This window comes from Mesorhizobium sp. WSM4806, from assembly GCF_055811635.1.
On record NZ_JBVVQZ010000007.1, the window covers coordinates 1 to 23,108 of the forward strand.

Consider the following 23,108-nt stretch of genomic DNA (forward strand, 5'->3'; position numbering starts at 1 on the left):
CCTACTGCCCTACTGCCCTACTGCCCTACTGCCCTACTGCCCTACTGCCCTACTGCCCTACTGCCCTACTGCCCTACACTCCGCATTTTAGGGGGTTACATCCGGCAAAACTCTTCCCTATAAGGCCCTCCTAGCCTGATACCAGAATCGCGAGCACAACCGGCCGGGTCTTCCCGTCCGGTTTTTCGTGCAAGCCGCCTGCCGAACGGACCCTCGATATGCCAAGTCGCACCGACATCAAGTCGATCCTGATCATCGGGGCCGGCCCCATTGTCATCGGTCAGGCCTGCGAATTCGACTATTCCGGCACCCAGGCCTGCAAGGCGCTCAAAGAAGAGGGTTTTCGCGTCATCCTGGTCAATTCCAACCCGGCCACCATCATGACCGACCCGGAACTGGCCGATGCCACCTATATCGAGCCGATCACGCCGGAAGTGGTGGCCAAGATCATCGCCAAGGAGCGGCCGGACGCGCTGCTGCCGACCATGGGTGGCCAGACCGCGCTCAACACCGCCCTGTCGCTGCGCCGCATGGGCGTGCTTGAGCGCTACAATGTCGAGATGATCGGCGCCGACGCCACGGCAATAGACAAGGCCGAGGACCGGGCGCTGTTTCGCGAGGCGATGAAGAAGATCGGCCTGGAAACGCCAAAATCGATGCTGGCCAACGCCACCGACGTCAAGAATGCCGACCGCAAGACGCATGAGGCCGAACGCGCCGCCCTGAAGGCCGAGAAGCCCGAAAACCTCGACGCCGCGCTCGACGCGCTCGAAACGCGCTGGAACCTCGGTGAGGGCGACCGCAAGCAGCGCTACATCAGCCATGGCATGGCGATCGCCGCACAGGCGCTCGACCATGTTGGCCTGCCCGCCATCATCCGCCCGTCCTTCACCATGGGCGGCACCGGCGGCGGCATCGCCTACAACCGCGCCGAATTCTACGAGATCGTCCAGTCCGGCCTCGACGCCTCGCCGACCACCGAAGTGCTGATCGAGGAAAGCGTGCTCGGCTGGAAGGAGTACGAGATGGAGGTTGTCCGCGACAAGGCCGACAACTGCATCATCGTCTGCTCGATCGAGAACATCGACCCGATGGGCGTGCACACCGGAGACTCGATCACGGTCGCCCCTGCCCTGACCTTGACCGACAAAGAGTACCAGATGATGCGCAACGCCTCGATCGCGGTGCTGCGCGAGATCGGCGTCGAGACCGGCGGTTCCAACGTGCAGTTCGCCGTCAACCCGGCCGACGGCCGCCTGGTGGTGATCGAGATGAACCCGCGCGTCTCGCGCTCCTCGGCTCTCGCCTCCAAGGCGACCGGCTTTCCGATCGCCAAGATCGCGGCGAAGCTCGCCGTCGGCTACACGCTGGACGAGCTGGAGAACGACATCACCGGCGGCGCAACGCCCGCCTCGTTCGAGCCGTCGATCGATTACGTCGTCACAAAAATCCCGCGCTTTGCCTTCGAGAAATTCCCCGGCGCCGAGCCGGTGCTGACCACCGCGATGAAGTCGGTCGGCGAGGTCATGGCCATCGGCCGCACTTTTCAGGAATCGCTGCAGAAGGCGCTGCGTGGGCTTGAAACCGGCCTGACGGGTCTGGACGAGATCGAGATCCCCGGCATCGCGCACGGCGCAGCCAGCCACGCCGACGACCGCAACGCCATTCGCGCTGCCCTCGGCACGCCGACGCCCGACCGGCTGCGCATGGTGGCGCAAGCGATCCGCATGGGCACCTCTCTGGAAGACGTGCACGCCATGTGCAAGATCGACCCGTGGTTCCTCGAACAGATCGCCGGCATCCTCAACATGGAAGCCCGCATTCGCGAGCACGGCATTCCCGAAGACGCCGCCAATCTGCGCATGCTGAAGGCGATGGGTTTCTCCGATGCCCGCCTCGCGTCCCTGGTCAGGAAAGACGTCGAAGAGGTTCAAAAGATACGCGAAAAGCTCGACGTTCATCCGGTTTACAAGCGCATTGATACTTGCGCCGCCGAGTTCGCCTCGCCGACCGCCTACATGTACTCGACCTATGAGGTGCCCTTCGCCGGCGCGCTCGCCAACGAGGCGCAAGTCTCGTCGCGAAAAAAAGTCGTCATCCTCGGCGGCGGCCCGAACCGCATCGGCCAGGGCATCGAGTTCGACTATTGCTGCTGCCACGCCGCCTTTGCGCTGCGCGACGCCGGCTTCGAGGCGATCATGGTCAACTGCAACCCGGAGACCGTGTCGACCGACTACGACACCTCGGACCGGCTCTATTTCGAGCCGCTGACGCCGGAGGACGTTTTGGAGATCCTGCGCGCCGAGCAGGCGTCGGGCGAACTGGTCGGCGTCATCGTCCAATTCGGTGGCCAGACGCCGCTGAAGCTGGCGGATGCGCTGGAGAAGGCCGGCATCCCGATCCTCGGCACCTCGCCCGACATGATCGATCTCGCCGAAGACCGCGACCGCTTCCAGAAGTTGTTGCACAAGCTCGGCCTCAGCCAGCCGAAGAACGGCATCGCCTATTCGGTCGAGCAGGCCCGCCTCGTCGCCGGCGAGCTCGGCTTCCCGCTGGTGGTGCGCCCGTCCTATGTGCTCGGCGGCCGCGCCATGCAGATCATCCACGACGAGAGCATGCTGCAATCCTATCTGCTCGACACCGTGCCCGGCCTGGTGCCGGAGGACATCAAGCAGAAATACCCCAACGACAAGACAGGCCAGATCAACACACTGCTGGGCAAGAACCCGCTGCTGTTCGACACCTATCTCTCGGGCGCCATCGAGGTTGATGTCGACTGCCTGTGCGACGGCAAGTCGACTTTCGTCTCCGGCATATTGGAACACATCGAGGAGGCCGGCATCCATTCGGGCGACAGCGCCTGCTCGCTGCCGGTGCACTCGCTGCCGTCGGAGCTCGTCGACGAATTGGAGCGCCAGACGGCCGCACTTGCCCGCGCGCTCAATGTCGGCGGCCTGATGAACGTGCAGTACGCGATCAAGGACGGCACCGTCTATGTGCTCGAGGTCAATCCGCGCGCGTCGCGCACCGTGCCCTTCGTCGCCAAGACCATCGGCCGGCCCATCGCGAAAATTGCCGCCCGCATCATGGCCGGCGAGAGCCTGGAAGACGCCTTCGCCCATTACGGCGCCATGCCCGACCCCAGAAATCCCGGCCACATCGCGGTCAAGGAAGCGGTGTTCCCCTTCGCCCGCTTCCCCGGCGTCGACATATTGCTCGGCCCGGAAATGCGCTCGACCGGCGAGGTCATGGGCCTCGACCGCGACTTTGCGCTGGCTTTCGCCAAGAGCCAGTTGGGAGCGGGTGTTGATCTCCCCCGCGCCGGCACGCTGTTCGTCTCGGTGCGCGACGAGGACAAGAAAGGCATCCTGCCGGCGGTCAAGCGCCTCGCCGGCCAGGGTTTCAAGGTAATGGCCACCTCGGGCACCGCCCGCTTCCTCGCCGAGAACGGCGTCGCTGCCGAGAAAATAAACAAGGTGCTGGAAGGCCGCCCGCACATCGAGGACGCCATCCGCAACCGCCAGGTGCAGATCGTCTTCAACACCACGGACGGCCAGAAGGCGGTGTCGGATTCAAAATCGCTGCGCCGCGCCACGCTGATGCAGAAGGTGCCGTATTACACGACGCTCTCGGGGGCTGCGGCAGTGGCGGAGGCGATCGCAGCGTTGCGCGCGGGGAGTTTGGAAGTCAGGCCGCTCCAGGAGTATTTTGCCTGAAGCAATTAGCTGATCTCCCCCCAAGTGGGGGAGATGGCCGGCAGGCCAGAGGGGGCGCGTCCCGCCAACGCTGCGCACCGTGATCCGTCCAAGGCACGCTGTGCCGACGCCGCTCAGTTCAGAAATCCAATAAACCGCCCCGCGAACAGCACCGACGTCCACAGTACCAGCGACAGCACCGCCAGGATGGTAACGGTCCCGCCGGCCGGCTCGGCGCCGCGTTTTGCGTAGCGCATGAAGGTGAGAAAATTGGCGCCGGCGAGGAGTATGATCGTCATCTTGGTGAGGAAAATCGGCATCGCCGCATACTCCCTCGCCCTGACTGAAAACAGCAGCGATCCCGTGATTAGTGCGCCGGCGAACGCGGCCAATGCGGTGCGGCGCAGCAGCGCGATGAACGCCGCCTGCGGCAGCGAGCGGAAGGCGCCCAAGATCCGGAGGTCCATGAGCCAGACGCTGGTCAGCAGCGCGCCGATCGACATGATGTGCAGCGCATTGACTATGGGATAGGCGACGAAGGAGGCCTTCAGCCCCCTTACGATGGCGAGTTGCTCGATGCCGGCGAGGAGCTCGTCCATTCAAGCCGGCGGCACGCGGTCGGGATAGACGTCATAAGCCTTGCCGTTGACGATGACGCGGGCTGCTTTCATCCACTTCTCGGTCTCGTCGCGCGAGCGATGGCCGATCGCGGTCACCTCGTCGCCGACCTTGGCGACCTCCTCGGTGAAGCCGGCGGCCATGGTGCGGGACGGCGGCGCCAAATCCACCCGCCAGGCCTCTCCGTCGGCGTCGACATCCAGCGTGGCGTGCGGATTGCCGATATAGATGGCTGTGATCTTGCCCCGGAGCTCAAAAAAACCATCCTGGGTCCACGACCAGCCGTGATGGGCGTAAGCTGCGGTGCCAGCGGCAAGGATCACTGCCGCTGCCAGCGTGACGCACCGAATCCGGTTGAAAGGTGACTGCATCGCTCGCCTCCTCGGCTCATCCCGCCAATCGAGACTAGGTCACGGCGCGGCAACGTCAAATCACATCGGTGCGAAGGCTCTGGGCGAAGCTATCGGTTGTCGATGTCGGCGCCGCCCCTCATCTGCCTGCCGGCATCTTCTCCCCGGCAAGAACGGGGAGAAGGGACCTAGCCGCAACGCTGGCACCCCCTCTCCCCGTCCTTCACGGGGAGAGGGTGAGGGTGAGGGGCAGCGCCAGCTCCCGAAGCGATTGCCCTGCGGATTGAACGGTCCGGTCTTGCTTATGACATCCATGCACGCCATGTTCGGCCCCTACCCGCCGCCCTTCTTCTTCATCGGATGAAGGTCGGAGACCCACACCTGAACGAGGCAAATTATGAGCAGTATGAGAGACCGTCAGGAAGGCTTCGAAAAGAAGTTTGCGATGGACGAGGACACGAAGTTCAGGGCCATGGCGCGCCGCAACAAGCTGCTCGGCCTATGGGCCGCCGAAAAGCTCGGCAAGTCAGGTGAGGACGCCGACGCCTATGCGAAAGAGGTGGTGCGCGCGGACTTCGAAGAGGCCGGGGACGACGACGTGTTGCGCAAAATACGCGCCGATTTCGACGCGGCGGGCATCGCCCAGTCGGATGTTCAGATTCGCGGCGTCATGAACGACCTGCTGGCGACGGCGGTCGAGCAGATCAAAAACAGCTGAGAGAGCGCCGACTTAAAGCGCGACGCGACGCGCTTTAAGCTCTCTTTTATGCGTTTCCCAAAACCGCTGCGCATCTCGGGTCAGGCCCAGAGTCAGGCCCGAGGGCATGCGTTTGGGTGACATGCATTAGCTGTGAGCGGCCACCAGATCCTTTAGGCGCTCTTCGTGCATCCGCAGCGTCGGTAGTGTCTTCTTGGCGAATTCCTTCAGCGCCGGGTCTTCACCCGACTGCGCATAGGTTGAAAACAGCGCTAGCGCCTGCTTGTGCGCCTCGCTCTGCAGGAGGATGTATTTCGCCTGGAATTCATCGCCATCGAGGTTCTTGAGCTGGTCGAGCATCGCCTGGTCTTTCGGCAGCAAAGCCGGGCCGCTCATTGTCACCGAGGCCGTGATCTGGCTCTGCTCGAGAGCTGCCTTGAAATCCTCGCCAGCCTTGGTGTGATCCCTGATCATCAGCGAGGCGAAATCCTTCACATCGGCGGCGACATTCTTTTGTTCGGCCAGCTTGCTGCTTTCAATCTCGAACCGGTTGGCGCTGGGGACGGTTCTGGAGAAGGTCTCGGTGTCGATCTTGGTTTGGCCGACAGCAGGTATATCGGCCGGCGTGGCGGATTGGGCGAAGGCCGCCGGCGCGCCGGCAAGCAAGGCGACCATGGCAAGCGTGAGATTTGTTTTCACAGGAAATCTCCGGGTTTGTGATCCTCGGAGAGTCCAACGCGACACCAGCGGCGAAGTTGCGCGACTGGACAGGAATGAGGTGTCGGCGATCCTGCCAACACCCCCGCTCGGCGCCGATACGCCGGAAATATGCTTGGCAAAAGCTCAGTGGCAGCAGGCGCCGGCATATTGCAGCTGCTCGTCCCAGTCCGGCCGGCCCTCCGGCGTGAAATCCATCAGATTCCACAAGGGCTCGCAAGTGCCGATGGCACGCGGGTCCTGACCGGGTTCGGACGGCGCGAAGCCAAGCTCCGAGCTCCAGAAATGCCGGATGCCATCGGCGTCGCGATGGAACACCGACAGCATCGGAAGTTGCGCGCCGTCGTCGGCCTCGGCGTGATAGTCGCGCTTGAAGCTGTTGCCGGGCGAGGAGAGCAGCCGCATGTTCGTCCAGCCGCGATCGCGGCCAAGCGTGATCAGGTTTTCAAGCGCGGTCTTGCCCACAACGGCAAAATTGAAGCCGGCGGCCCCGAGATGGCCGATGGCGCCGTCGAACTGGTCGAGCAGCGCCGTGCAGGACGGGCATGGCTGGTCGGCCCGCGCGAGCTTGGCCGTGCCGCCGCTTGTCGCCACGTCGCGCGTCTCCTGCGGGTGGCGCGGAAACATCATCGAGTAGATGATCAGCGTGTCCTTGCCGGGTGAAAACAGCTCCGACAGTTTTATGCGGGCCGGCTTGCCGTCGGCGCCAAGCCCGTCGAACACATAATCCTGAGGCACCAGCCCGCCCGGCGGCAGTGCACGGCGGGCGACGGCCACATCCTCCATGGCGCGGCGCAGCTCGATTTCCTTTTGCAGCAGCGTTTCGCGGGCGGCGCGATATTCAGCGGATTCGTTGGGAAAGGTGATCATCGTCATCTCCATCAGCCGTGCTTGTGGCGCGCGCGCCCTATGCGGCAGCGCACCTTGCCTCTCAAGGACGCATCGCGAAGCAGGGTTCCGACATTTTGCACGCCTAACCCGGCGATAAGGCCTTAACGGCTCCGCCTTAGCCAGCGACAGAGGCTACTGCGGCGGCACTGGGCAGCTCGTGTCACCCTCCTGGCAGTTGAGATAGCCCTGAAAATCCTTCAACCTGATGTTGGTGAGGCTCGCCTTGCAGCCGGCTATGACCATCGGATACATGCTGCCTGCCATATCGGTCGGGCCGCCCTGGAAAGCGCATTCGGCATCGCGAAAGGCGACCCAGGCGCGCTGCGCGCTGACCAGCAGCTTCTTCGTCGCCGCGTCGTCCTTCAGCCTGCCCTCGATCTGCCTGTAGGCGTGGTTGAGCTTCTTGTCGGCTTCGGTGAACGACTTGCCGGCGCATTCGTTCATGGTCGCCTGATCCTGTGCGTCGGCGCATTCGTCGGCGCGCGCGACGCCCGCAAGAAGCGGAAGGGCGAGGATCACCAGACCCATTTTGGCCAGACCCGGTTTGAAAAGTAAAAGCCGCATCGTGTTTTCTCCGGTTTCGGTCGAGACCCCGCCCGCGGCACGAAAGCCGCAGGATCGCAGCTTAACGCCCGAACGGTTGCCGGCAAGAAGCAGCCTGCCGACTTGGTGGACACTTCGTTTCCGCGCAATGCTCGCTGATCGGCTTCGCCAACCGCTCCTCACCCCGCCCAGTCGACTTCGAACACCCCCAGCCGCTCGTAAAGCCTGACGGCGGCAGCATTCTCAACCGTGTTGGTTTTGAGATCGACATGCGCAGCGCCGCGTGCGTGAAAGGTGGTGAAGACGTGCCACATCAGCGCTTCGGCGATGCCTCGGCCGCGCGCCTCGGGGTGGACGGCAAGGTCTTTGACGAACGCCCTCGTCCAGCACAGTGCCGCACCCGCCAGCCGACCCTTGATGTCGATAACCAGGAAACACAAGGCAGGGTCGAATTCCGCGTCGCTTGAAATGCGCGGCCACCATTCGTCGAACGGCCCGTCGGCGCCGTCGTCGAATACGGTGGTCAGCAGCGTATGCAAGGCCAGCGCGTCGGCGGCCTCAAAACCGCGCATGACGAAACCTTCCGGCCAGCGCGGCGGGGCGAGCGTGTCGTCGAGGATCTTGCGCAGCCTTATGTCGTTCGGCGCCGGCGGGCGCGGCTCAGGCATGGCGTTCAGGCGTCGGGCTGCAGGCGACGCCGACTGCGGTCGCGGCCCAGGCCGGTTTGTTCCAGCATGCCCTTGCGCTTGGCGTCGTAATAATAGCCGCTCTGGTAGAGCCGATCGGCGCGCTTGGCGTTGCCGCCGGCCACCAGCCAGGCGCCACGCAGATATTTCACCGCATATTTCAGATTGGTCTCGGCGTCGAACAACCCGCTCGCCGGCCCGTCATAGCCCATGCCGCGCGCCGTCGCATGCTTGATCTGCATCAGCCCCCAGTGGCCGCGACTGTAGGCCTTGGGATTGAAGGTGCTCTCGCGCTTGACGACGCGGCGCACCAGATCGACCGGAACCTGATAGAGGACGGCATATTTCTCGATCAGCCGCTCGATCTCGCCGCGCGGTCCCGCGGAATACTCCTTGGCAAGGCTGGTCGAAGGCAGGGCGGACTGATTCTCAGGCAGGGCGTAGGCGACCTGCTGGACGCCGGGCATCGTCTTGCCTGTCTCGCCGGTGACCGGCATCGCAACGGCGGTGGTCGCATGGACAGGCGCTGTGCCGGCTGGCGCGGCATCGGCCATCATGGCTGCAGGTGCAGTTGCGGCCAACGGGATCGGGCCGGCAAAGGCAGCTGGCTGGGCAGGCGTCGCGGCGAGATCGACGGCCAGCGCCGCGGTCTGGACGGGCGTGACGCCGGACGATTCCGGCAGCACCGAAACGGTGTCGGGCAGCGCCAGCGCATAGCCGGCTTCGCTACCAGCTGCGGCGGTTTCAGTCGGGGAAGGCACGGCCTTGGTCAGCGCGGTCGAAGTGCAGCCGCTGAGACCGGCCGCAGCGAGCATCACGCCGATCGCGGGAAAGATGATTTTTGCTGGCAAGCCGCGCTCGGGTCCGGTTCGTCTGTTAAGAAGTCCTTACACCAGCGGCTTTCCCCCGGCAATCCGCAGCCAGTTGGGATTTCCAATGGTTTTCGGGTGGCAACAGACCCCTGAAAATGCGATATCCGTTCTCGATATGTACTGGATTGCCATTGGTTCCCAGGGAAAGGAGCACATCATGAAAGACACCTCTCAAGCCATCGCCGGCCACGCCGTCTTCGAAACCGTGATCGGCTTCATGGGCATCGCCTGGAGCGAGGGTGGCCTGACCCGGCTCTGCTTGCCCGAGCGCAGCCGCGACGCGGTGGAACGGCGGCTGCTGCGCCATGCCGGCAGCGCCGCTTCGAGCGCCCGACCGCAATGGATTACCGAACTGATCGCGTCGATAAAGGCCTATGCCGCCGGCGAAGATGTGGATTTCTCCGGTGTGCCGGTCGATCTCACCGGTGTCGACGATTTCCGCCTCGCCATCTACGACGCGGCGCGCAAGCTCGCCTATGGCGAGACCACCACCTATGGCGAACTGGCCAGGCGCGCCGGCCATGCCGGGCTGGCGCGAGAGACGGGCGCCGTGCTCGGCGCCAACCCGGTGCCGCTGGTCATCCCTTGCCACCGCATTCTTGCCGCCGGCGGCAAGATCGGCGGTTTTTCAGCGCCGGGCGGCTCGACCACCAAGGAGAAGATGCTGGCGATGGAAGGCGTGCGCGTCGGTCCGCCGCCGCCGGCGCAGGTCTCTTTTGGATTTTGAGGCCGGCATTGCTAGTCCGGAAAGATGCGCCGGCGGAAATGCCGGTCTGTTTCCACGCGCTTGCACTTGTAGACGATGCAGGAGTTGGTATCGGCGCTCGGCACCGAAGCGCGTGCCCTGACCTCGCCCATGTTGCAGAAACTCTGGCTCCGCACATAACGGTCGTAGAGCGGCAGCCTCGGCCTGCGCGTCGACTGATAACGCAGGATGACGGCGCCTTCGCGTGCGATGGTCGCGCGCACCGTGCCGCAGCTCATGCGGCTCGGGTCATAGCGCGAGATCGCCTGCGCCTGGGCGGCGACCAGCGTCAGGCAGGCGGCAAACAGGACAGTTTTCATGGTCCTCTCCCCAAACAGGACCGGACGCTCGGAGGCGGCACGATCCCTTCCCGCAGCGTGCGCCATAGGCCATGCGACCCGGCAACGCCCGACGCTGCAACGCTTTCACGCGATTGGGACGGCCATTGGGCAGCGCCGCATCAGCACCTTTTTTCGTGCAGTCTTGTTTTTTGCGGAGAAGCGGATTATATGAGGTCCATTGATATTTCGGCCGATCGATCCGGGCCTCGCGATATTCGCGTTTGCTGACGTCTATCTCCAAAATCTCGATACAAACCGGCTGGACTTCGGTTCAGTCAAGCTAAAGCAAACGTATAAGGACTATCGAAATGGCAACAGGTACGGTCAAGTGGTTTAATTCCACCAAGGGTTTCGGCTTCATCCAGCCTGACAGCGGCGGCGCGGACGTTTTCGTCCACATCTCCGCAGTCGAGCGCGCTGGGCTGTCGACCCTGGTCGAAGGCCAGAAGATCAACTTCGAGATCGAGCAGGACCGCCGCACTGGCAAGTCGTCCGCTGGATCTCTGAGCAAGGCAGCCTGATTTTGCGAATGGCGCGCGCCGGGCGATAGCTCGGGGCGCGCGGCAAGTCACGGATGTACTGACGGTCGCGCGAGAAGCGCGCCGGAGCGGAAAGAACCCGACAAGCCGAAGCAGCAGATTGCTGCCGGCCCGGCCAAAGCGCTCCCGATCAGGCTACCAAGCATGGGAAGGCGGGATTTTGTCCCGCCTTTTTGCTGTCCGGATTTCCGGATGAAACAGCTACCTTGGCCTTATTGTGCCAATCATGGTATTTTTAGGCGATGAGTAAGCTTGAACAGATTGAGAAATCCGTCGCCGAACTGAGCCCTGAGGAACTGAAGGCATTTGCCGCCTGGTTCGAGGCACTGAAAGCGGAGATGTGGGATCGGCAGATCGAAGCCGACGCCAAGGCTGGCAGGCTGGATAAACTTGCCGAGCAGGCCTTGGCCGACCATCGCGCCGGCCGGACCCGGTCTTTGTGAATCATGTCGCCACTCCCTTATTCTGGGAGGCTTATGCAAAACTGCCCTCGTCGATCAGAGCAAAGGCGGACAAACGTTTCGCCAAGCTGCGTTCTGATCCGTTTCACCCGTCGCTGCATTTCAACAGGTCGGACGCTATTGGTCGGCGCGGGTTGATCTCAACTACCGCGCCGTAGCTGTCCGTGACCACGATGACGTTGTCTGGTTTTGGATCGGCACCCACTCCGAATATGACCGCCTCCTGAAGTAGCCGTAAGGACAGAACTACCCCAGCCACTCCATCGGCACATGCCCAGGATCAGCATCGACCCGTTTCAGCCAGGCCGCCACCGCCGGGTAGGCGTCGAGCTGAAAACCGCCCATCTCGGCCGTATGCGTATAGGCGTAGAGCGCGATGTCGGCGACGCTCAAGGCCTCGCCGGCAAAGAACGCACTGCCCGCCAGATGCTTGTTCATCACGCCGAGCGCCTTGTTGCCGCGCTCCAGCGTCAGCGCCAGCCGTTCCGGTGTCGCGTCCTTGGCCCGTTCGGGAAAGGTCAGCAGCGCCTTGCGCACCGCGATATAGGGTTCGTGGCTGTATTGCTCGAAGAACAGCCATTGGTAGGCCAATGCCCGCTCGTATTTGTCGGCCGGCAGCAACCGCGTGCCTTCGGCGAGATAGAGCAGAATGGCGTTGGATTCGGCAAGCCGCCGGCCGTCGTCGAGCTCGAGCAGCGGCACCATGGCGTTCGGGTTCTTGGCGACATAGTCTGGCTTGCGCGTGTCGCCGGTGTGCGAGCTGACCTCGACATTGATGAAAGCGATGCCGAGCTTGGCCATCAACAGGCGCGGCTTGTAGCAATTGCCGCTGTCGATCATTCCATAGAGTATGGTCATTCTTGCTCCCATCGCCGCTCCCCTCGGCGGAGCCGCCTTTACCGGCAATTATGCTGGCAGCGACGGCTTCATCCAGTGATTTGTTTTGGCGCAACCATCAGCGCCGGTGATAGATCACCCAAACAACGGCACGACGTTGTTGGCCATGCCAAGCAGCCTGTCGATGGGCAGCGGCTCCTCGTCGAAGACCGTGCCGGCCAGCGCCGGCCGGGCAAGGTAAAATCCTTGCATCAGGTCAACGCCGCCGTCCAGCGCGACGCGCAGATGCGTGGCTTGCTCGATGCCTTCGACCAGCACTTTGGCGCCGCGGTCATGCAGCGCGGAGACCAGCGGCCGGAAAAACCGTTCGGCGGCGGCATGGCGGCAGAATTCCGCGAACCAGGTGCCGTCGATCTTGACGATGTCGGGCTGGACAAGAGCGACCCGTTCTTCCGTCGAATGCCCGGTGCCGAAATCGTCGATGGCGATGCGGATGCCGTCACGCCGCATCTCGCGCGCCAGGCTGACGAGCACCTTGTCTTCAGCCGCCTGCTCGGTGATCTCGCAGACCAGCATGCCGGGGTGGAGGTCGAACTCGGCGAGACGCCTGGTCATCAGCCTGATTTCTGCCAGCGCTCGCCCGGGGTCATCGTTGATCAGCGGATTGTAGTTGAAGAACAGGTCGAGCCCGCCGACGCCGATGTTGCGGAAATTCCTGAGATGCAGTACCCGGCACATCGTCTCGACGAACAGGCGATCCGCCACGGGGATGCCCTCGAAGAATACGCGCGGCGCGACCGGCCTGCCGGCGCGGTGCGGCTCGATCAGGCCTTCGACGGCGACGGCCTTCAAAAACCTGCCGCGCGGCGCAAAGATCGGCTGGTAGGCGCTCCTCAGCCGGAACGCGCCATAGACGCCATATTCGATCCCGACTTCGTCGGCAAAGATTGCCTCGCCGACATTGCGCCGCCTGTCGGGCCGCCTGGTCATGGCACCACCTTGCGCCCGAAAGCCCGTTTCGACCGCGGCGAAGGCGAGACGGTCGCAGGCGCCGCGCCGGCGTCAGGCGCCGTCACCGGCATCTGCCTTTCCTTGCCGAAGACTTGGCTTTCGTTGCCGAAGACGTGAAAGCTGGTCGGTGCAAGCTCCGGGCGCGCCAGCGCAAATCCCTGCACCATCGAGGCTCCCGATTTCTCGGCCAGTTCAAGCTGCCAGCCCTCCTCGATGCCCTCGAACACGGTGCGGATGCCTTGCTGTTCGAAACTTGCCACCATGGCGGTCAGCAGCGCGAAGCCGGCGCCGGACTCCATCAGTTGCATGATCCAGTGGGCATCGAATTTGACGATGTCAGGCCTGAGCTCCTTGATCCGGTTGATGTCGGACTCTTCGGCGCCGTAGTCGTCGACCGCGATGCGAAACCCGTTGGCCCTGAGCGCCTCGACGAAATTGTAGAGCGTTTCCTGCGACGCCGACTTTTGCTCGGTCAGCTCGCAGACGACGCGGTTCGCATCGATCCCGGCCTCATGCAGCACCAGCCGCATGTCGCGCAGCGCGCTGTCGGCGATGCTGCGATCGGTGAACACCGACGGATCGAAGTTGATGAAAATAAATGCCTCCTGCGGCAGGCACGCGCCGGCGTTCAAAAGGTGCAGCGTCCTTGTCAGCGCCTCGATATGCAGGCGGTCGACCGTCGGACAGGCGTTGAAAAAACTCACCGGCGTCTGCGGCTCGGCGTCGCGGAACGGCCGGATCAGGCCCTCGAATCCGGTGATGGACAATTTGCCGTTGCTGAAGGCAAAAATCGGCTGGAACGCGCTTTGCAGCGTATAATTGCCCCAGACACCGCTGGCGGTGCCGTCATCGTGGCGGACGATATGGGCAAGCCCGATGCTGCGCGACACGGTTCCTCCCGTTGCGAGACTGGTGGAATGGGTCGTGATCCAGCCACCCCGGGTTTTACCGCGTGTAAGTGAATTTATTGTTGCCGGATTTGCCGGGGATTTGAGGTCTGGCTCATCCGACAATGCTTGCGCTTGGCGGGATGATGCGACATGAGAGACGCCGCGGTCGGACGCACCGCCAAGCCTACAAGGAGACAACGCCGTCATGGCCTTTCTTGCCGACGCCCTTTCCCGCGTAAAGCCTTCCGCGACCATCGCAGTGACGCAGAAAGCGCGCGAGCTGAAAAACGCCGGCCGTGACGTGATCGGGCTGGGTGCCGGCGAACCGGACTTCGACACGCCGGACAACATCAAGAACGCTGCGATCGAGGCCATCCGTCGCGGCGAAACGAAATATCCTCCGGTTTCCGGCATCGTGCCGCTGCGCGAGGCAATCGCCAAAAAATTCAAGCGAGAGAACAATCTCGATTACCGGCCGGAGCAGACCATCGTCGGCACCGGCGGCAAGCAGATCCTGTTCAATGCCTTCATGGCGACGCTGAACCCCGGCGACGAGGTCATCATTCCGAGGCCGTACTGGGTCAGCTATCCCGAGATGGTAGCGATCTGCGGCGGCACCGCGGCATTTGCCGACACCTCCATCGACAACGGCTTCAAGCTGACGGCGGCGGCGTTGCAAAAGGCGATCACGCCGCGCACCAAATGGCTGTTGATGAACTCACCGTCGAACCCGTCGGGCGCCGCCTACAGCGAGGCTGAATTGCGCGCTCTGGCCGACGTGCTGCTCGAACACCCCGATGTCTGGGTGCTGACCGACGACATGTACGAGCACCTGATCTACGGCGATTTCGTCTTCACGACCATCGCCGCGGTCGAGCCGAAGCTTTATGAGCGCACCCTGACCATGAACGGCGTGTCGAAGGCCTATGCGATGACCGGCTGGCGCATCGGCTATGCGGCCGGGCCGGTGGCGCTGATCAAGGCGATGGACATGATCCAGGGCCAGCAGACCTCCGGCGCCTGCACCATTGCCCAGTGGGCATCGGTCGAGGCGCTGAACGGTTCGCAGGATTTCATTGCGAAAAACAAGGCGATTTTCCAGGCTCGGCGCGATCTCGTCGTGTCGATGCTCAATCAGGCGCGCGGCATCACATGTCCGTCTCCCGAAGGGGCTTTCTACGTCTATCCGTCCTGTTCCCAGTTGATCGGCAAGAAGACCAAAACCGGCAAGCTGATCGACAGCGACGAAGCCTTCTGCTCGGAACTGCTCGAGGCCGAGGGCGTGGCGGTCGTGTTCGGTTCGGCATTCGGCCTCGGCCCGAACTTCCGCATCTCCTATGCCACGTCGGAGGCGTTGCTCGAAGAGGCCTGCGCCCGCATCCAGCGCTTCACCGCCTCGCTGACCTGATCAAGCGCATCTCGAACACCAAAACCCGGCTCGCAATCGGGTTTTGGCGGTCGGCGCCAGCCTCATCCTTGGCGACTGTGATTCGTTTCGCGCGCCGAACGAGCCTCGGCCGGCGCCAGAATGGCGGCCAGAAGCCCGGCCGTGACGAACGAAACGATGGCGGCCGTCAGCATCGCCGCATGGAAGCCCCCGGCATAGGCGGCTGCGAACAGATCGCGCAGGCCGTCCTTGCCCATCGCCGCATCGGCTGCGAAATCGTGCCTTGAAACCTCGGCGCGGGCCACCGCTCCGGCATTGGCGACACCGGCATTTTCAAGACGCGCCGTCAGCAGGGCTGTTGCCCGCATGCTCATCAAGGCGCCGAGCAGGGCGATGCCGATGGCGGTGCCGCCCTGGCGGGTTGCGTTGATCACCGCCGACACCATGCCCGAACGCTCGCGCGGCGCAAACGACATAGCGGCAGCGCTGCCGGTCGGGATGGACAGCGCATTGCCGAGGCCGCCGACGGCAAACAGCAGGCCGATCGTCACATAGGGTGTCGAGGGTCCAACCCAGCACATGCCCAGCATGGAAAGACCGCTCGCAAGATAACCCGATGTCATCAGCGCCGAGTGTCCGTAGCGCTGACTGAGCCTGCCGATCGCCGGCGACACGACCATTTGGACGAGGAACAGCGGTGCCATGCGCAGGCCGGTCTGTGTCGGCGACCAGCCCTGTGCCTGCTGCAGGAACATCGAATAGAGGAAGACGCCGGTGTAGGAGGTGAGGCCGAGCGCGAACGAGGCGACATTGGCGACGGCGAAGCGAACGTCGCGAAACAGGCCAAGCGGCAGCATCGGCCGCGGCGTACGCGCCTCGAAGACAAGGAAGGCTGCCAGGCCGGCGAAGCCGACGACAAGGGCGATAACAGCCTCTCGATCGCCCCAACCTTTTTCGCCTGCCGATATCAGGCCGAAGGTCAAGGCGCCCAGCCACAGAATGCTGAGCGCCAGGCCGACAAGGTCGAGATGGGCATGCTCGGGGTGTGAAGTCTCTACGATCGAAGCCGCACCGAGCGCGATCGTGGCCAGGCCGAGCGGCAGGTTGATCAGGAAAATGCTCTGCCATCCGGCGGTTTCGACCAGGATGCCGCCGACGACCGGGCCGGTGAGCAGCGAGACAGCGGCGAACGACGCCCAGCCTCCGATAACGCCGGCACGCTCGCGACCGTCAGGAAACGCCTGCGTCAGAATCGACAGCGCACCCGGAATGATCAGCGATCCGGCTATCCCCTGCACCACCCGGCCCACCAGCAGCACCGACAGGTTGGGCGCGATTGCACATATGGCAGAGCCAGCCACGAAGATGCCGATGCCTGCCAGCCAGGAGCGCTTGCGCCCGTAGCGGTCGCCGATCAGGCCTGCCGACAGCATGAAGGCCGACGGGCAAAGCGTGTAGGCGTCGATCACCCATTGCAGCCCGGCGAAATCGATGCCGAGCGCAATCTGGATCGTCGGCAGTGCGACGTTGACGATGCTGATGTCGAGCAGTGCGACGAATGTGCCGAGATAGACGGCGGCAACAAGAGGCAAGCGACGGTTCGACATGAAACCCAAACCTGAGCGTGGAAATCACCTACAATGATCAGACGCGACCAATGATCAGACGCGACGCGCTTTTAGGTCCGATCAACGCCGCCATACTGCTCGTCGGTCACCTTCTCCAGCCAGTCGGCATGGACGCCGTCGAGCGCCTCCTGCATGGCGATATGGGCCATCGCCGATTTTGGACCGGCGCCGTGCCAATGCTTTTCGTCAGGCGCAAACGAGATGACGTCGCCGGCCCTGATTGCCTGTATCGGCTCGCCCCAGCTTTGCGCCAGGCCGGCGCCTGACACGACATAGAGCGTCTGGCCCAGCGGATGCGTATGCCAGTGGGTACGCGCGCCGGGCTCGAAACCGACCATGATGGCGCGTAGCCGCGCCGGCGCTTCCTTCTCGATGATCGGCGTCTGCCACACGCGGCCGGTGAAGTACTTTTCCGGCGCAATGACGGTCGGCACGCTGCCGCAAGCAATGATCTTCATCGTCGCAAAGTCCTCAAACTGATGGCGGATCGGTCGGCGACGACCGTTCCTTTTTGTCGCAGGAAGCGGCACTTTCATCCGATAACCCATCATGGCGCAACCGCTTTTGCGGCTGTTCGGCGACGGACCCTGTCACGGCATTGACGGAAAGCCCAGGCCCGCATTCGACGGCTTCGCCGATCATGGCTCAACATCCGCGACATCAGGCGATCCCCCGATTCTCAAATCACCCGATTCTCAAATCACTTGCCCTCCCGCCTAACCCGTGGGACGATGCCTTTGGGTAGGCGGCAAACTGAAAAAAGCCCCGCCCGCGACGGTCGACAGGCCGGCCGCCGCTCCCAGGGAAACGCCTGAGTGGAGGTCAGTCATGGGAACTCGCGCCGGAGGACGACGCACGGGACCGAAATGCATTGCCATCGTCGGTCCCTTTGCAAGCGGTAAGACGACACTTCTCGAAGCCATATTGGCCCGCACGGGCGCCATCCCCCGCCAGAATCCGGTCTCCTCGGGAAACACAGTTTCCGATCATTCGCCCGAGGCACGCGCCCACGCCATGAGCGTTGAGGCGACGTTTGCCACCACCGACTTCATGGGCGAGCAACTCACTTTCGTCGATTGTCCCGGCTCCATCGAATTCTCCTTCGAGGCAGAGCCGGTTCTGGCCGCCTGCGACATCGCCGTGGTCGTCGCCGAAGCCGACGAGAAGAAGATCCCTGCCCTGCAGCTGATCATGCGCAAGCTCGATGATCTCGGCGTGCCGCGCATCATGTTCCTCAACAAGGTCGACAAGGCGATATCAGGCGTGCGCGACACGCTGAAGATGTTGCAGCCGGCAAGCTCGGTGCCTTTGCTGCTGCGCCAGATTCCGCTGCGCAAGGACGGCGTGGTGATCGGCTCGATCGATCTGGCGCTGGAGCGCGCCTACATCTATCGCGAATATGCCGAAAGCGAAGTCGCCCAGATTCCCAGCGACGACAAGGCGCGCGAACTCGAAGCGCGCTTTTCCATGCTGGAGACGCTCGCCGACCATGATGATCAACTGATGGAGCAGCTGCTCGACGAAATCGAGCCGCCCAAGGACGCCATCTTCGACGACCTGGCCGCCGACTTGCGCGATGGTGCCGTGACGCCGGTGCTGATCGGCACCGCCGAGAAGGGCAATGGTGTGCTGCGGCTGCTAAAAACGATCCGCCACGACGCGCCTGATGTTGAAGCAACATGCAAGCGCCTCGACGCAGCTGACGGCAATGCGACCGTCGTCCAGGTGATGAAGACCATCCACACCGCGCATGGCGGCAAGCTGTCGATCTCGCGCATCCTGTCCGGCCAGCTTGCCGACGCCTCCGAACTCTTCCTGTCGAACGGCGCGACGGCAAAGGTCTCCGGCATCTACAGAATGCTCGGCAAGGACCAGACCAAGCTCACCTCGGCCCCGGCCGGCGACACGGTCGCGCTCGGCAAGATGGACGAGGTCACGACCGGTCAGACCTTGAGCTCGGTCAAGGGCGGCATCAAGCCCTTGGTCACGCTGACGCCGCCGCAACCGGTCTATGCCTTTGCGTTGCGACCGAAGGAACGCAAGGACGAGGTCAAGATGTCGGCGGCCATCCAGCGCCTTGCCGAGGAAGATCCCTCGCTCAGCGTGCGCCACAATCAGGATTCGGCTGAAACCGTGCTGTCGGGCCATGGCGAAATGCATCTGCGTGTCGTGCGCGAGCGGCTGGAGGGCAAGAACCAGATTCCGGTCGAAGGCCATCCGCCGGCTGTGCCTTACCGCGAGACGATCCGCAAAGCGGCGCAGCAGCGTGGCCGTCACAAGAAGCAGTCGGGCGGCCATGGCCAGTTCGGCGACGTGGTGATTGAGATCAAGCCGCTGCCGCGCGGCTCCGGTTTCCAGTTCACCGACACCATCACCGGCGGCGCCGTGCCGAAAACCTATATCCAGTCGGTCGAGGCCGGCGTACGCGATTATCTGAAATCGGGCCCGCTCGGCTTTCCTGTGGTCGACGTCGCCGTCAACCTGTCCGACGGCTCCTATCATTCCGTCGATTCGTCGGACATGGCCTTCCAGATGGCGGCAAAGCTGGCGATGAAGGAAGGCATGGCCGCCTGCTCGCCGGTGCTGCTTGAACCGATCATGAAGGTGGAAATCGTCACGCCGTCCGACGCAACATCGAGAATCATCGCCCTGATCCCGCAGCGGCGCGGCCAAATCCTCGGCTATGATGCGCGGCCCGGCTGGCCGGGATGGGATGTCGTCGAGGCGACCATGCCGCAGGCCGAGATCGGCGATCTGATCATCGAGCTGCGTTCGGCCACCGCGGGCGTGGCCAGCTATCGTGCCAGCTTCGACCATATGGCCGAACTCACCGGCCGCCTGGCCGATGAGGCGTTGAACGCCAATGGCAAGGCCGCCTAACACTGGAACTTGGCGACAGTCAGGCTGCAGAACACAAGGAAACGGCGTCCGGACATGATCCGGACGCCGTTCTCTTGCGGACCGTCTTCGTGGGAGGCGAAATGGCAGGTCCGCCGCACATGCCGCCAACGCTTGACAGCTCAGCGGAAGAATAGTTCGGACGCGGTAGCCGCCTGAGCCCGGATCGTCCGAGTGATGCCCCCATCTCCCGCACGAACCACACCGCGTCCTATGATCTGCTTAGTCGATGCTGCGCGCCCGCGACATGTTACCTGAGGTTACATGTCACTGTTACATGACAATTTCGGTCGGCTTTGCGTCAGCGCCGGCAGGGTTCGGGATACAAAAAAGCCGGATCAACGAAGATCCGGCTTAGTTTGATTGGAAGTGCCTGTTAAGGCTAACCTCCAGAGGGGAACACTCGAGGGCGCTAATGGGAGGAGAACGCGCCCAGGAGATGATCCATATATGTGCTCATCATGCCCAAGAAACAAGCATCTATTTTGCAACACTCGCATGCAAAATGACACAGGCTGTGGTCTAAGCCGTTGCTTGGCCTCGTAGGACCAGAAGAAGCGCGAAATGCGGTGCGCAGCCAGTCAAGAATCACTGCGAAATAGCGAACCAGCGCCGATTTTCGGTTCAGAACGCAGAAAACAACGAATGATGGCGAATCAGGCAGCGCGCGTTTATTTTTGCGGCAGCCATGCATCGGCCCGAAAATCGCGACCAAGGAAGCCCCGATGAGGACCCGTCAGGCGATCGCCGGCAGCGCGCTGTTCTTCATCGCAGCGCCCGGTGTGGTTGCGGGATTGCTGCCCTGGCTGTTGGCCGATCGCTATCGTCTGCCATGGTCGACCCTGCCCGGCCTGGTCCCGGTCGGCTGGGTCCTGATTGTCGTCGCAACGGCCTTGCTGCTTCATGCCTTTGCCCGTTTTGCTCTCGAAGGCCGAGGCACGCCCGCTCCGGTCGCCCCAACCGATCGACTGGTTGTCGGCGGCATCTACCGCCATGTCCGCAACCCGATGTATGTGGCTGTGCTGGCGATCATCCTTGGCCAGTCGCTGCTGTTTTCGAGCGCGGCTCTCGTCGCCTATGCCGCTATCGCCGCCGTCGCCACGGTCTCGTTCGTGAAGTTCCATGAGGAACCGACGCTTGCCCGCCGCTATGGCGCCGAGTACGAGGCCTACCGCCATGCCGTTCCAGGCTGGCTCCCCCGCCTGACGCCATGGCGCGGCCAGTAGGAGAGGATCGTCCGCAATGCATGGTGGTAAGGGATGTGCAGAGGTTTAGAATGACCAACTACGCGCCTTGGCGATGATGAAATCGCGGAAGACGTGCAGCTTCGCCTGGTTCTTCATCGCATCGGGATAGGCGAAATAGGTGTCGAAGGACGGCACTTCGGTCTCCGGCAGCAACTGCACCAGCCCTGAGTCCTTGCTGACCACATAGTCGGGCAGCATGGCGATGCCGGCGCCACCCTGGACCGCGCGCTTGATCGACAATATGTCGTTGATCTGCAGCGTCGGCACCCTTTGCCCGCCTTCGAAATCGCCGACCGTTTCCAGCCAGTTCAATTCCGACAGATGCGCCGGCACCGGCACGCCGAAGGTGACGATGCGATGGCTCTTCAGCTCGGCGATCGACGCCGGCTTGCCATATTTGTTGACGTAGGAAGGGGCGGCGTAGAGATGGAAATGCACCGTGAACAGGCGGCGCTGGATGAGATCGGGCTGCTGCGGCTGGCGCAGCCGGATCGCGCAGTCCGCCCGGCGCATGGTGAGGTCGAGTTCCTCGTTCGCCAGGATCAGCTGCAGGCTGATCTCGGGATAGAGCTCGATGAATTCCTGCACGCGCTCGGTCAGCCAGCCGGCACCGAGCCCCACCGTGGTCGTCACCCTGAGCACGCCGGAAGGCCTATCCTTGGCTTCGGTCAGCCGCGACTTGATCGTCTCCAGCTTCATCAGCACGTCATGCGCCGTGCGGAACAGCATCTCACCCTGCTCGGTCAGCACCAGGCCGCGGGCATGGCGATTGAACAGCGGCACGCCGACATCATGTTCGAGCGCGCTGACCTGCCGCGAGATCGCCGATTGCGACAGATGCAGTGTCTCGGCGGCATGGGTGAACGACCCAGCTTCCGCCGCAGCGTGAAACACGCGTAGCTTGTCCCAGTCCAACGCCATGATGCCCCCATTCTGTTTTCTGGCGTCTGAATGAAAAATCAGGCTTTTGCGCGGCTTTTCTCGGCCGCTTGTCTACTCCGCAGCTTCGCGGTGAACTTCGATCCCGGCGAGGTACTTTTCCGCCTCGAGCGCGGCCATGCAGCCGAGCCCCGCTGCCGTCACCGCCTGGCGGTAGATGTCGTCGGTCACGTCGCCGGCGGCGAACACGCCCGGCACGTCGGTGCAGGTCGAATCCGGGGCCGTCCACAGATAGCCGTTCGGCTTCTGCTTCAGCTTGCCGGCGAACAGCTCGACCGCCGGCGCATGGCCGATCGCCACGAACACGCCGTCGACCGTCAGATGCATCTCCTGGCCGGTCACCAGATTGCGCAGCTTCAGTCCTTCCACCGACGGCGGCAGCGGCATCTTGCCGGACTGGCCGGTGATCTCGTCGACGACAGTGTCCCAGATGACGCGGACATTGTCCTTTTTGAACAGCCGCTCGCTCAGGATGCGCTCGGCGCGGAAGTCGCTGCGCCGGTGGATGACCGTCACGCTCTTGGCCAGGTTGGAAAGGTAAAGCGCCTCCTCCACCGCCGAATTGCCGCCGCCGATCACCGCGACATCCTTGCCGCGATAGAAGAAACCGTCGCAGGTGGCGCAGGCCGATACGCCGAAGCCCATGAAGGTCTGTTCGCTCGGGATGCCCAGCCATTTCGCCTGCGCACCGGTGGCGATAATCAGCGCGTCGGCGGTATAGGTGGCGCCGGAATCGCCCTTGGCACGGAACGGCCGCACGTTGAGGTCGACCTCGGTGATGATGTCGTTGATGACGTCGGTGCCGACATGCTCGGCCTGTTTCAGCATTTGCTCCATCAGCCACGGACCCTGGATCGGATCGGCGAAGCCCGGATAGTTTTCGACATCGGTGGTGATCATCAACTGGCCGCCCTGCTGCAGGCCGGCGACCAGCATCGGCTTCAGCATGGCGCGGGCGGCATAGATTGCCGCCGTATAGCCGGCGGGACCGGAGCCGATGATGAGAACGGGTGCGTGCTTGGACGTCATGTCAGGGCTTTCACAACAACCGGACGCGAATGAAGCGTCCGGCACAGGGATCGATTTCGGCCCTAATCTAGGTGTTGCAGGCGACGC

General features: G+C 63.2%; 23 protein-coding genes and 1 pseudogene. 9 read left to right on the top strand and 15 right to left on the bottom strand.

The genetic code is table 11. The features are described 5' to 3' along the window. Positions 1-218 precede the first annotated feature (218 nt). Positions 219-3,716: a carbamoyl-phosphate synthase large subunit gene (gene carB, locus AC0L2M_RS12505; protein WP_473535017.1), complete on the top strand. Its 3,498-nt coding sequence runs from the start codon at positions 219-221 to the stop codon at positions 3,714-3,716. Between the two features lie 113 nt (positions 3,717-3,829). Here carB and AC0L2M_RS12510 read toward each other — a convergent pair whose 3' ends face one another. Continuing rightward, positions 3,830-4,294, bottom strand: coding sequence for a hypothetical protein (locus AC0L2M_RS12510; RefSeq protein ID WP_473535018.1), 465 nt, complete (start codon positions 4,292-4,294; stop codon positions 3,830-3,832). Further along, positions 4,295-4,684 (bottom strand): DUF6152 family protein, encoded by a 390-nt coding sequence (locus AC0L2M_RS12515; protein ID WP_473533145.1) that lies wholly within the window; start codon positions 4,682-4,684, stop codon positions 4,295-4,297. Between the two features lie 376 nt (positions 4,685-5,060). Between AC0L2M_RS12515 and AC0L2M_RS12520 the strand changes: the two genes are divergently transcribed. Further along, positions 5,061-5,381: a DUF1476 domain-containing protein gene (locus AC0L2M_RS12520; protein ID WP_128247276.1), complete on the top strand. Its 321-nt coding sequence runs from the start codon at positions 5,061-5,063 to the stop codon at positions 5,379-5,381. A 126-nt stretch (positions 5,382-5,507) separates the two neighbouring features. Here the strand turns inward: AC0L2M_RS12520 and AC0L2M_RS12525 are convergent, their stop codons facing one another. The 5 genes from AC0L2M_RS12525 to AC0L2M_RS12545 form a co-directional block, all read right to left on the bottom strand. Next, the gene (locus tag AC0L2M_RS12525) at positions 5,508-6,059 is read right to left on the bottom strand and encodes a DUF4142 domain-containing protein (RefSeq protein WP_473535019.1); all 552 of its coding nucleotides are present in this window, start codon (positions 6,057-6,059) and stop codon (positions 5,508-5,510) included. A gap of 144 nt (positions 6,060-6,203) precedes the next feature. Next, positions 6,204-6,947 (bottom strand): DUF899 family protein, encoded by a 744-nt coding sequence (locus AC0L2M_RS12530; RefSeq protein ID WP_473535020.1) that lies wholly within the window; start codon positions 6,945-6,947, stop codon positions 6,204-6,206. Positions 6,948-7,100: 153 nt separating this feature from the next. After that, on the bottom strand, positions 7,101-7,532 hold the full coding sequence (locus AC0L2M_RS12535) for a lysozyme inhibitor LprI family protein (protein WP_473535021.1): 432 nt from the start codon (positions 7,530-7,532) through the stop codon (positions 7,101-7,103). Between the two features lie 158 nt (positions 7,533-7,690). After that, positions 7,691-8,179 (bottom strand): GNAT family N-acetyltransferase, encoded by a 489-nt coding sequence (locus tag AC0L2M_RS12540; RefSeq protein WP_473535022.1) that lies wholly within the window; start codon positions 8,177-8,179, stop codon positions 7,691-7,693. Positions 8,180-8,184: 5 nt separating this feature from the next. Continuing rightward, a complete protein-coding gene (locus AC0L2M_RS12545) occupies positions 8,185-9,048 on the bottom strand; it encodes a transglycosylase SLT domain-containing protein (protein ID WP_473535023.1) in 864 nt (287 codons plus the stop codon). Between the two features lie 178 nt (positions 9,049-9,226). Between AC0L2M_RS12545 and AC0L2M_RS12550 the strand changes: the two genes are divergently transcribed. Then, positions 9,227-9,796, top strand: a complete 570-nt coding sequence (locus tag AC0L2M_RS12550; protein WP_473535024.1) for a methylated-DNA--[protein]-cysteine S-methyltransferase — start codon at positions 9,227-9,229, stop codon at positions 9,794-9,796. An 11-nt stretch (positions 9,797-9,807) separates the two neighbouring features. Here AC0L2M_RS12550 and AC0L2M_RS12555 read toward each other — a convergent pair whose 3' ends face one another. After that, positions 9,808-10,134 (bottom strand): hypothetical protein, encoded by a 327-nt coding sequence (locus AC0L2M_RS12555; protein ID WP_473535025.1) that lies wholly within the window; start codon positions 10,132-10,134, stop codon positions 9,808-9,810. 329 nt (positions 10,135-10,463) lie between these two features. Here AC0L2M_RS12555 and AC0L2M_RS12560 point away from each other — a divergent pair, with 329 nt between their 5' ends. The 3 genes and pseudogenes from AC0L2M_RS12560 to AC0L2M_RS12570 all read left to right on the top strand — a co-directional run bounded on the left by AC0L2M_RS12560 (position 10,464) and on the right by AC0L2M_RS12570 (position 11,387). Next, complete coding sequence (locus AC0L2M_RS12560; protein ID WP_023678332.1) at positions 10,464-10,676, top strand: cold-shock protein; 213 nt, start codon at positions 10,464-10,466, stop codon at positions 10,674-10,676. A 260-nt stretch (positions 10,677-10,936) separates the two neighbouring features. Next, positions 10,937-11,137: a hypothetical protein gene (locus AC0L2M_RS12565; RefSeq protein ID WP_023799785.1), complete on the top strand. Its 201-nt coding sequence runs from the start codon at positions 10,937-10,939 to the stop codon at positions 11,135-11,137. Next, a pseudogene (locus tag AC0L2M_RS12570) lies at positions 11,134-11,387 on the top strand (type II toxin-antitoxin system RelE family toxin). Before AC0L2M_RS12565 ends, AC0L2M_RS12570 begins: the two are co-directional and overlap by 4 nt. Positions 11,388-11,401: 14 nt before the next feature. On the opposite strand, the gene AC0L2M_RS12575 reads toward AC0L2M_RS12570, so the two are convergent. The 3 genes from AC0L2M_RS12575 to AC0L2M_RS12585 all read right to left on the bottom strand — a co-directional run bounded on the left by AC0L2M_RS12575 (position 11,402) and on the right by AC0L2M_RS12585 (position 13,893). Next, on the bottom strand, positions 11,402-12,013 hold the full coding sequence (locus AC0L2M_RS12575; protein ID WP_473535026.1) for a glutathione S-transferase family protein: 612 nt from the start codon (positions 12,011-12,013) through the stop codon (positions 11,402-11,404). Between the two features lie 114 nt (positions 12,014-12,127). Then, a complete protein-coding gene (locus AC0L2M_RS12580; RefSeq protein ID WP_023799788.1) occupies positions 12,128-12,982 on the bottom strand; it encodes an EAL domain-containing protein in 855 nt (284 codons plus the stop codon). Then, complete coding sequence (locus AC0L2M_RS12585) at positions 12,979-13,893, bottom strand: EAL domain-containing protein (RefSeq protein WP_473535027.1); 915 nt, start codon at positions 13,891-13,893, stop codon at positions 12,979-12,981. The genes AC0L2M_RS12580 and AC0L2M_RS12585 overlap by 4 nt, the downstream gene beginning before the upstream one ends. 205 nt (positions 13,894-14,098) lie before the next feature. On the opposite strand from AC0L2M_RS12585, the gene AC0L2M_RS12590 reads away from it, so the two are divergent. Further along, positions 14,099-15,301 carry a pyridoxal phosphate-dependent aminotransferase gene (locus tag AC0L2M_RS12590; protein WP_473535028.1) on the top strand — a complete coding sequence of 401 codons (1,203 nt, stop codon included), beginning with the start codon at positions 14,099-14,101 and terminating at the stop codon, positions 15,299-15,301. 62 nt (positions 15,302-15,363) lie between these two features. Here the strand turns inward: AC0L2M_RS12590 and AC0L2M_RS12595 are convergent, their stop codons facing one another. Both AC0L2M_RS12595 and AC0L2M_RS12600 read right to left on the bottom strand, forming a co-directional pair. Then, positions 15,364-16,887 (bottom strand): DHA2 family efflux MFS transporter permease subunit, encoded by a 1,524-nt coding sequence (locus AC0L2M_RS12595; protein WP_473535029.1) that lies wholly within the window; start codon positions 16,885-16,887, stop codon positions 15,364-15,366. A gap of 71 nt (positions 16,888-16,958) precedes the next feature. Then, a complete protein-coding gene (locus AC0L2M_RS12600; RefSeq protein ID WP_023799792.1) occupies positions 16,959-17,366 on the bottom strand; it encodes a (R)-mandelonitrile lyase in 408 nt (135 codons plus the stop codon). Positions 17,367-17,736: 370 nt separating this feature from the next. Here AC0L2M_RS12600 and AC0L2M_RS12605 point away from each other — a divergent pair, with 370 nt between their 5' ends. Continuing rightward, positions 17,737-19,788, top strand: a complete 2,052-nt coding sequence (locus tag AC0L2M_RS12605) for an elongation factor G (RefSeq protein WP_473535030.1) — start codon at positions 17,737-17,739, stop codon at positions 19,786-19,788. 743 nt (positions 19,789-20,531) lie between these two features. After that, positions 20,532-21,032 carry a methyltransferase family protein gene (locus AC0L2M_RS12610; RefSeq protein WP_473535031.1) on the top strand — a complete coding sequence of 167 codons (501 nt, stop codon included), beginning with the start codon at positions 20,532-20,534 and terminating at the stop codon, positions 21,030-21,032. Between the two features lie 45 nt (positions 21,033-21,077). On the opposite strand, the gene AC0L2M_RS12615 is transcribed toward AC0L2M_RS12610, so the two are convergent. Then, a complete protein-coding gene (locus tag AC0L2M_RS12615; protein WP_023799796.1) occupies positions 21,078-21,974 on the bottom strand; it encodes a LysR family transcriptional regulator in 897 nt (298 codons plus the stop codon). 72 nt (positions 21,975-22,046) lie between these two features. Beyond that, positions 22,047-23,021, bottom strand: coding sequence for a thioredoxin-disulfide reductase (trxB, locus tag AC0L2M_RS12620; RefSeq protein WP_027151125.1), 975 nt, complete (start codon positions 23,019-23,021; stop codon positions 22,047-22,049). Positions 23,022-23,108 lie beyond the last annotated feature (87 nt).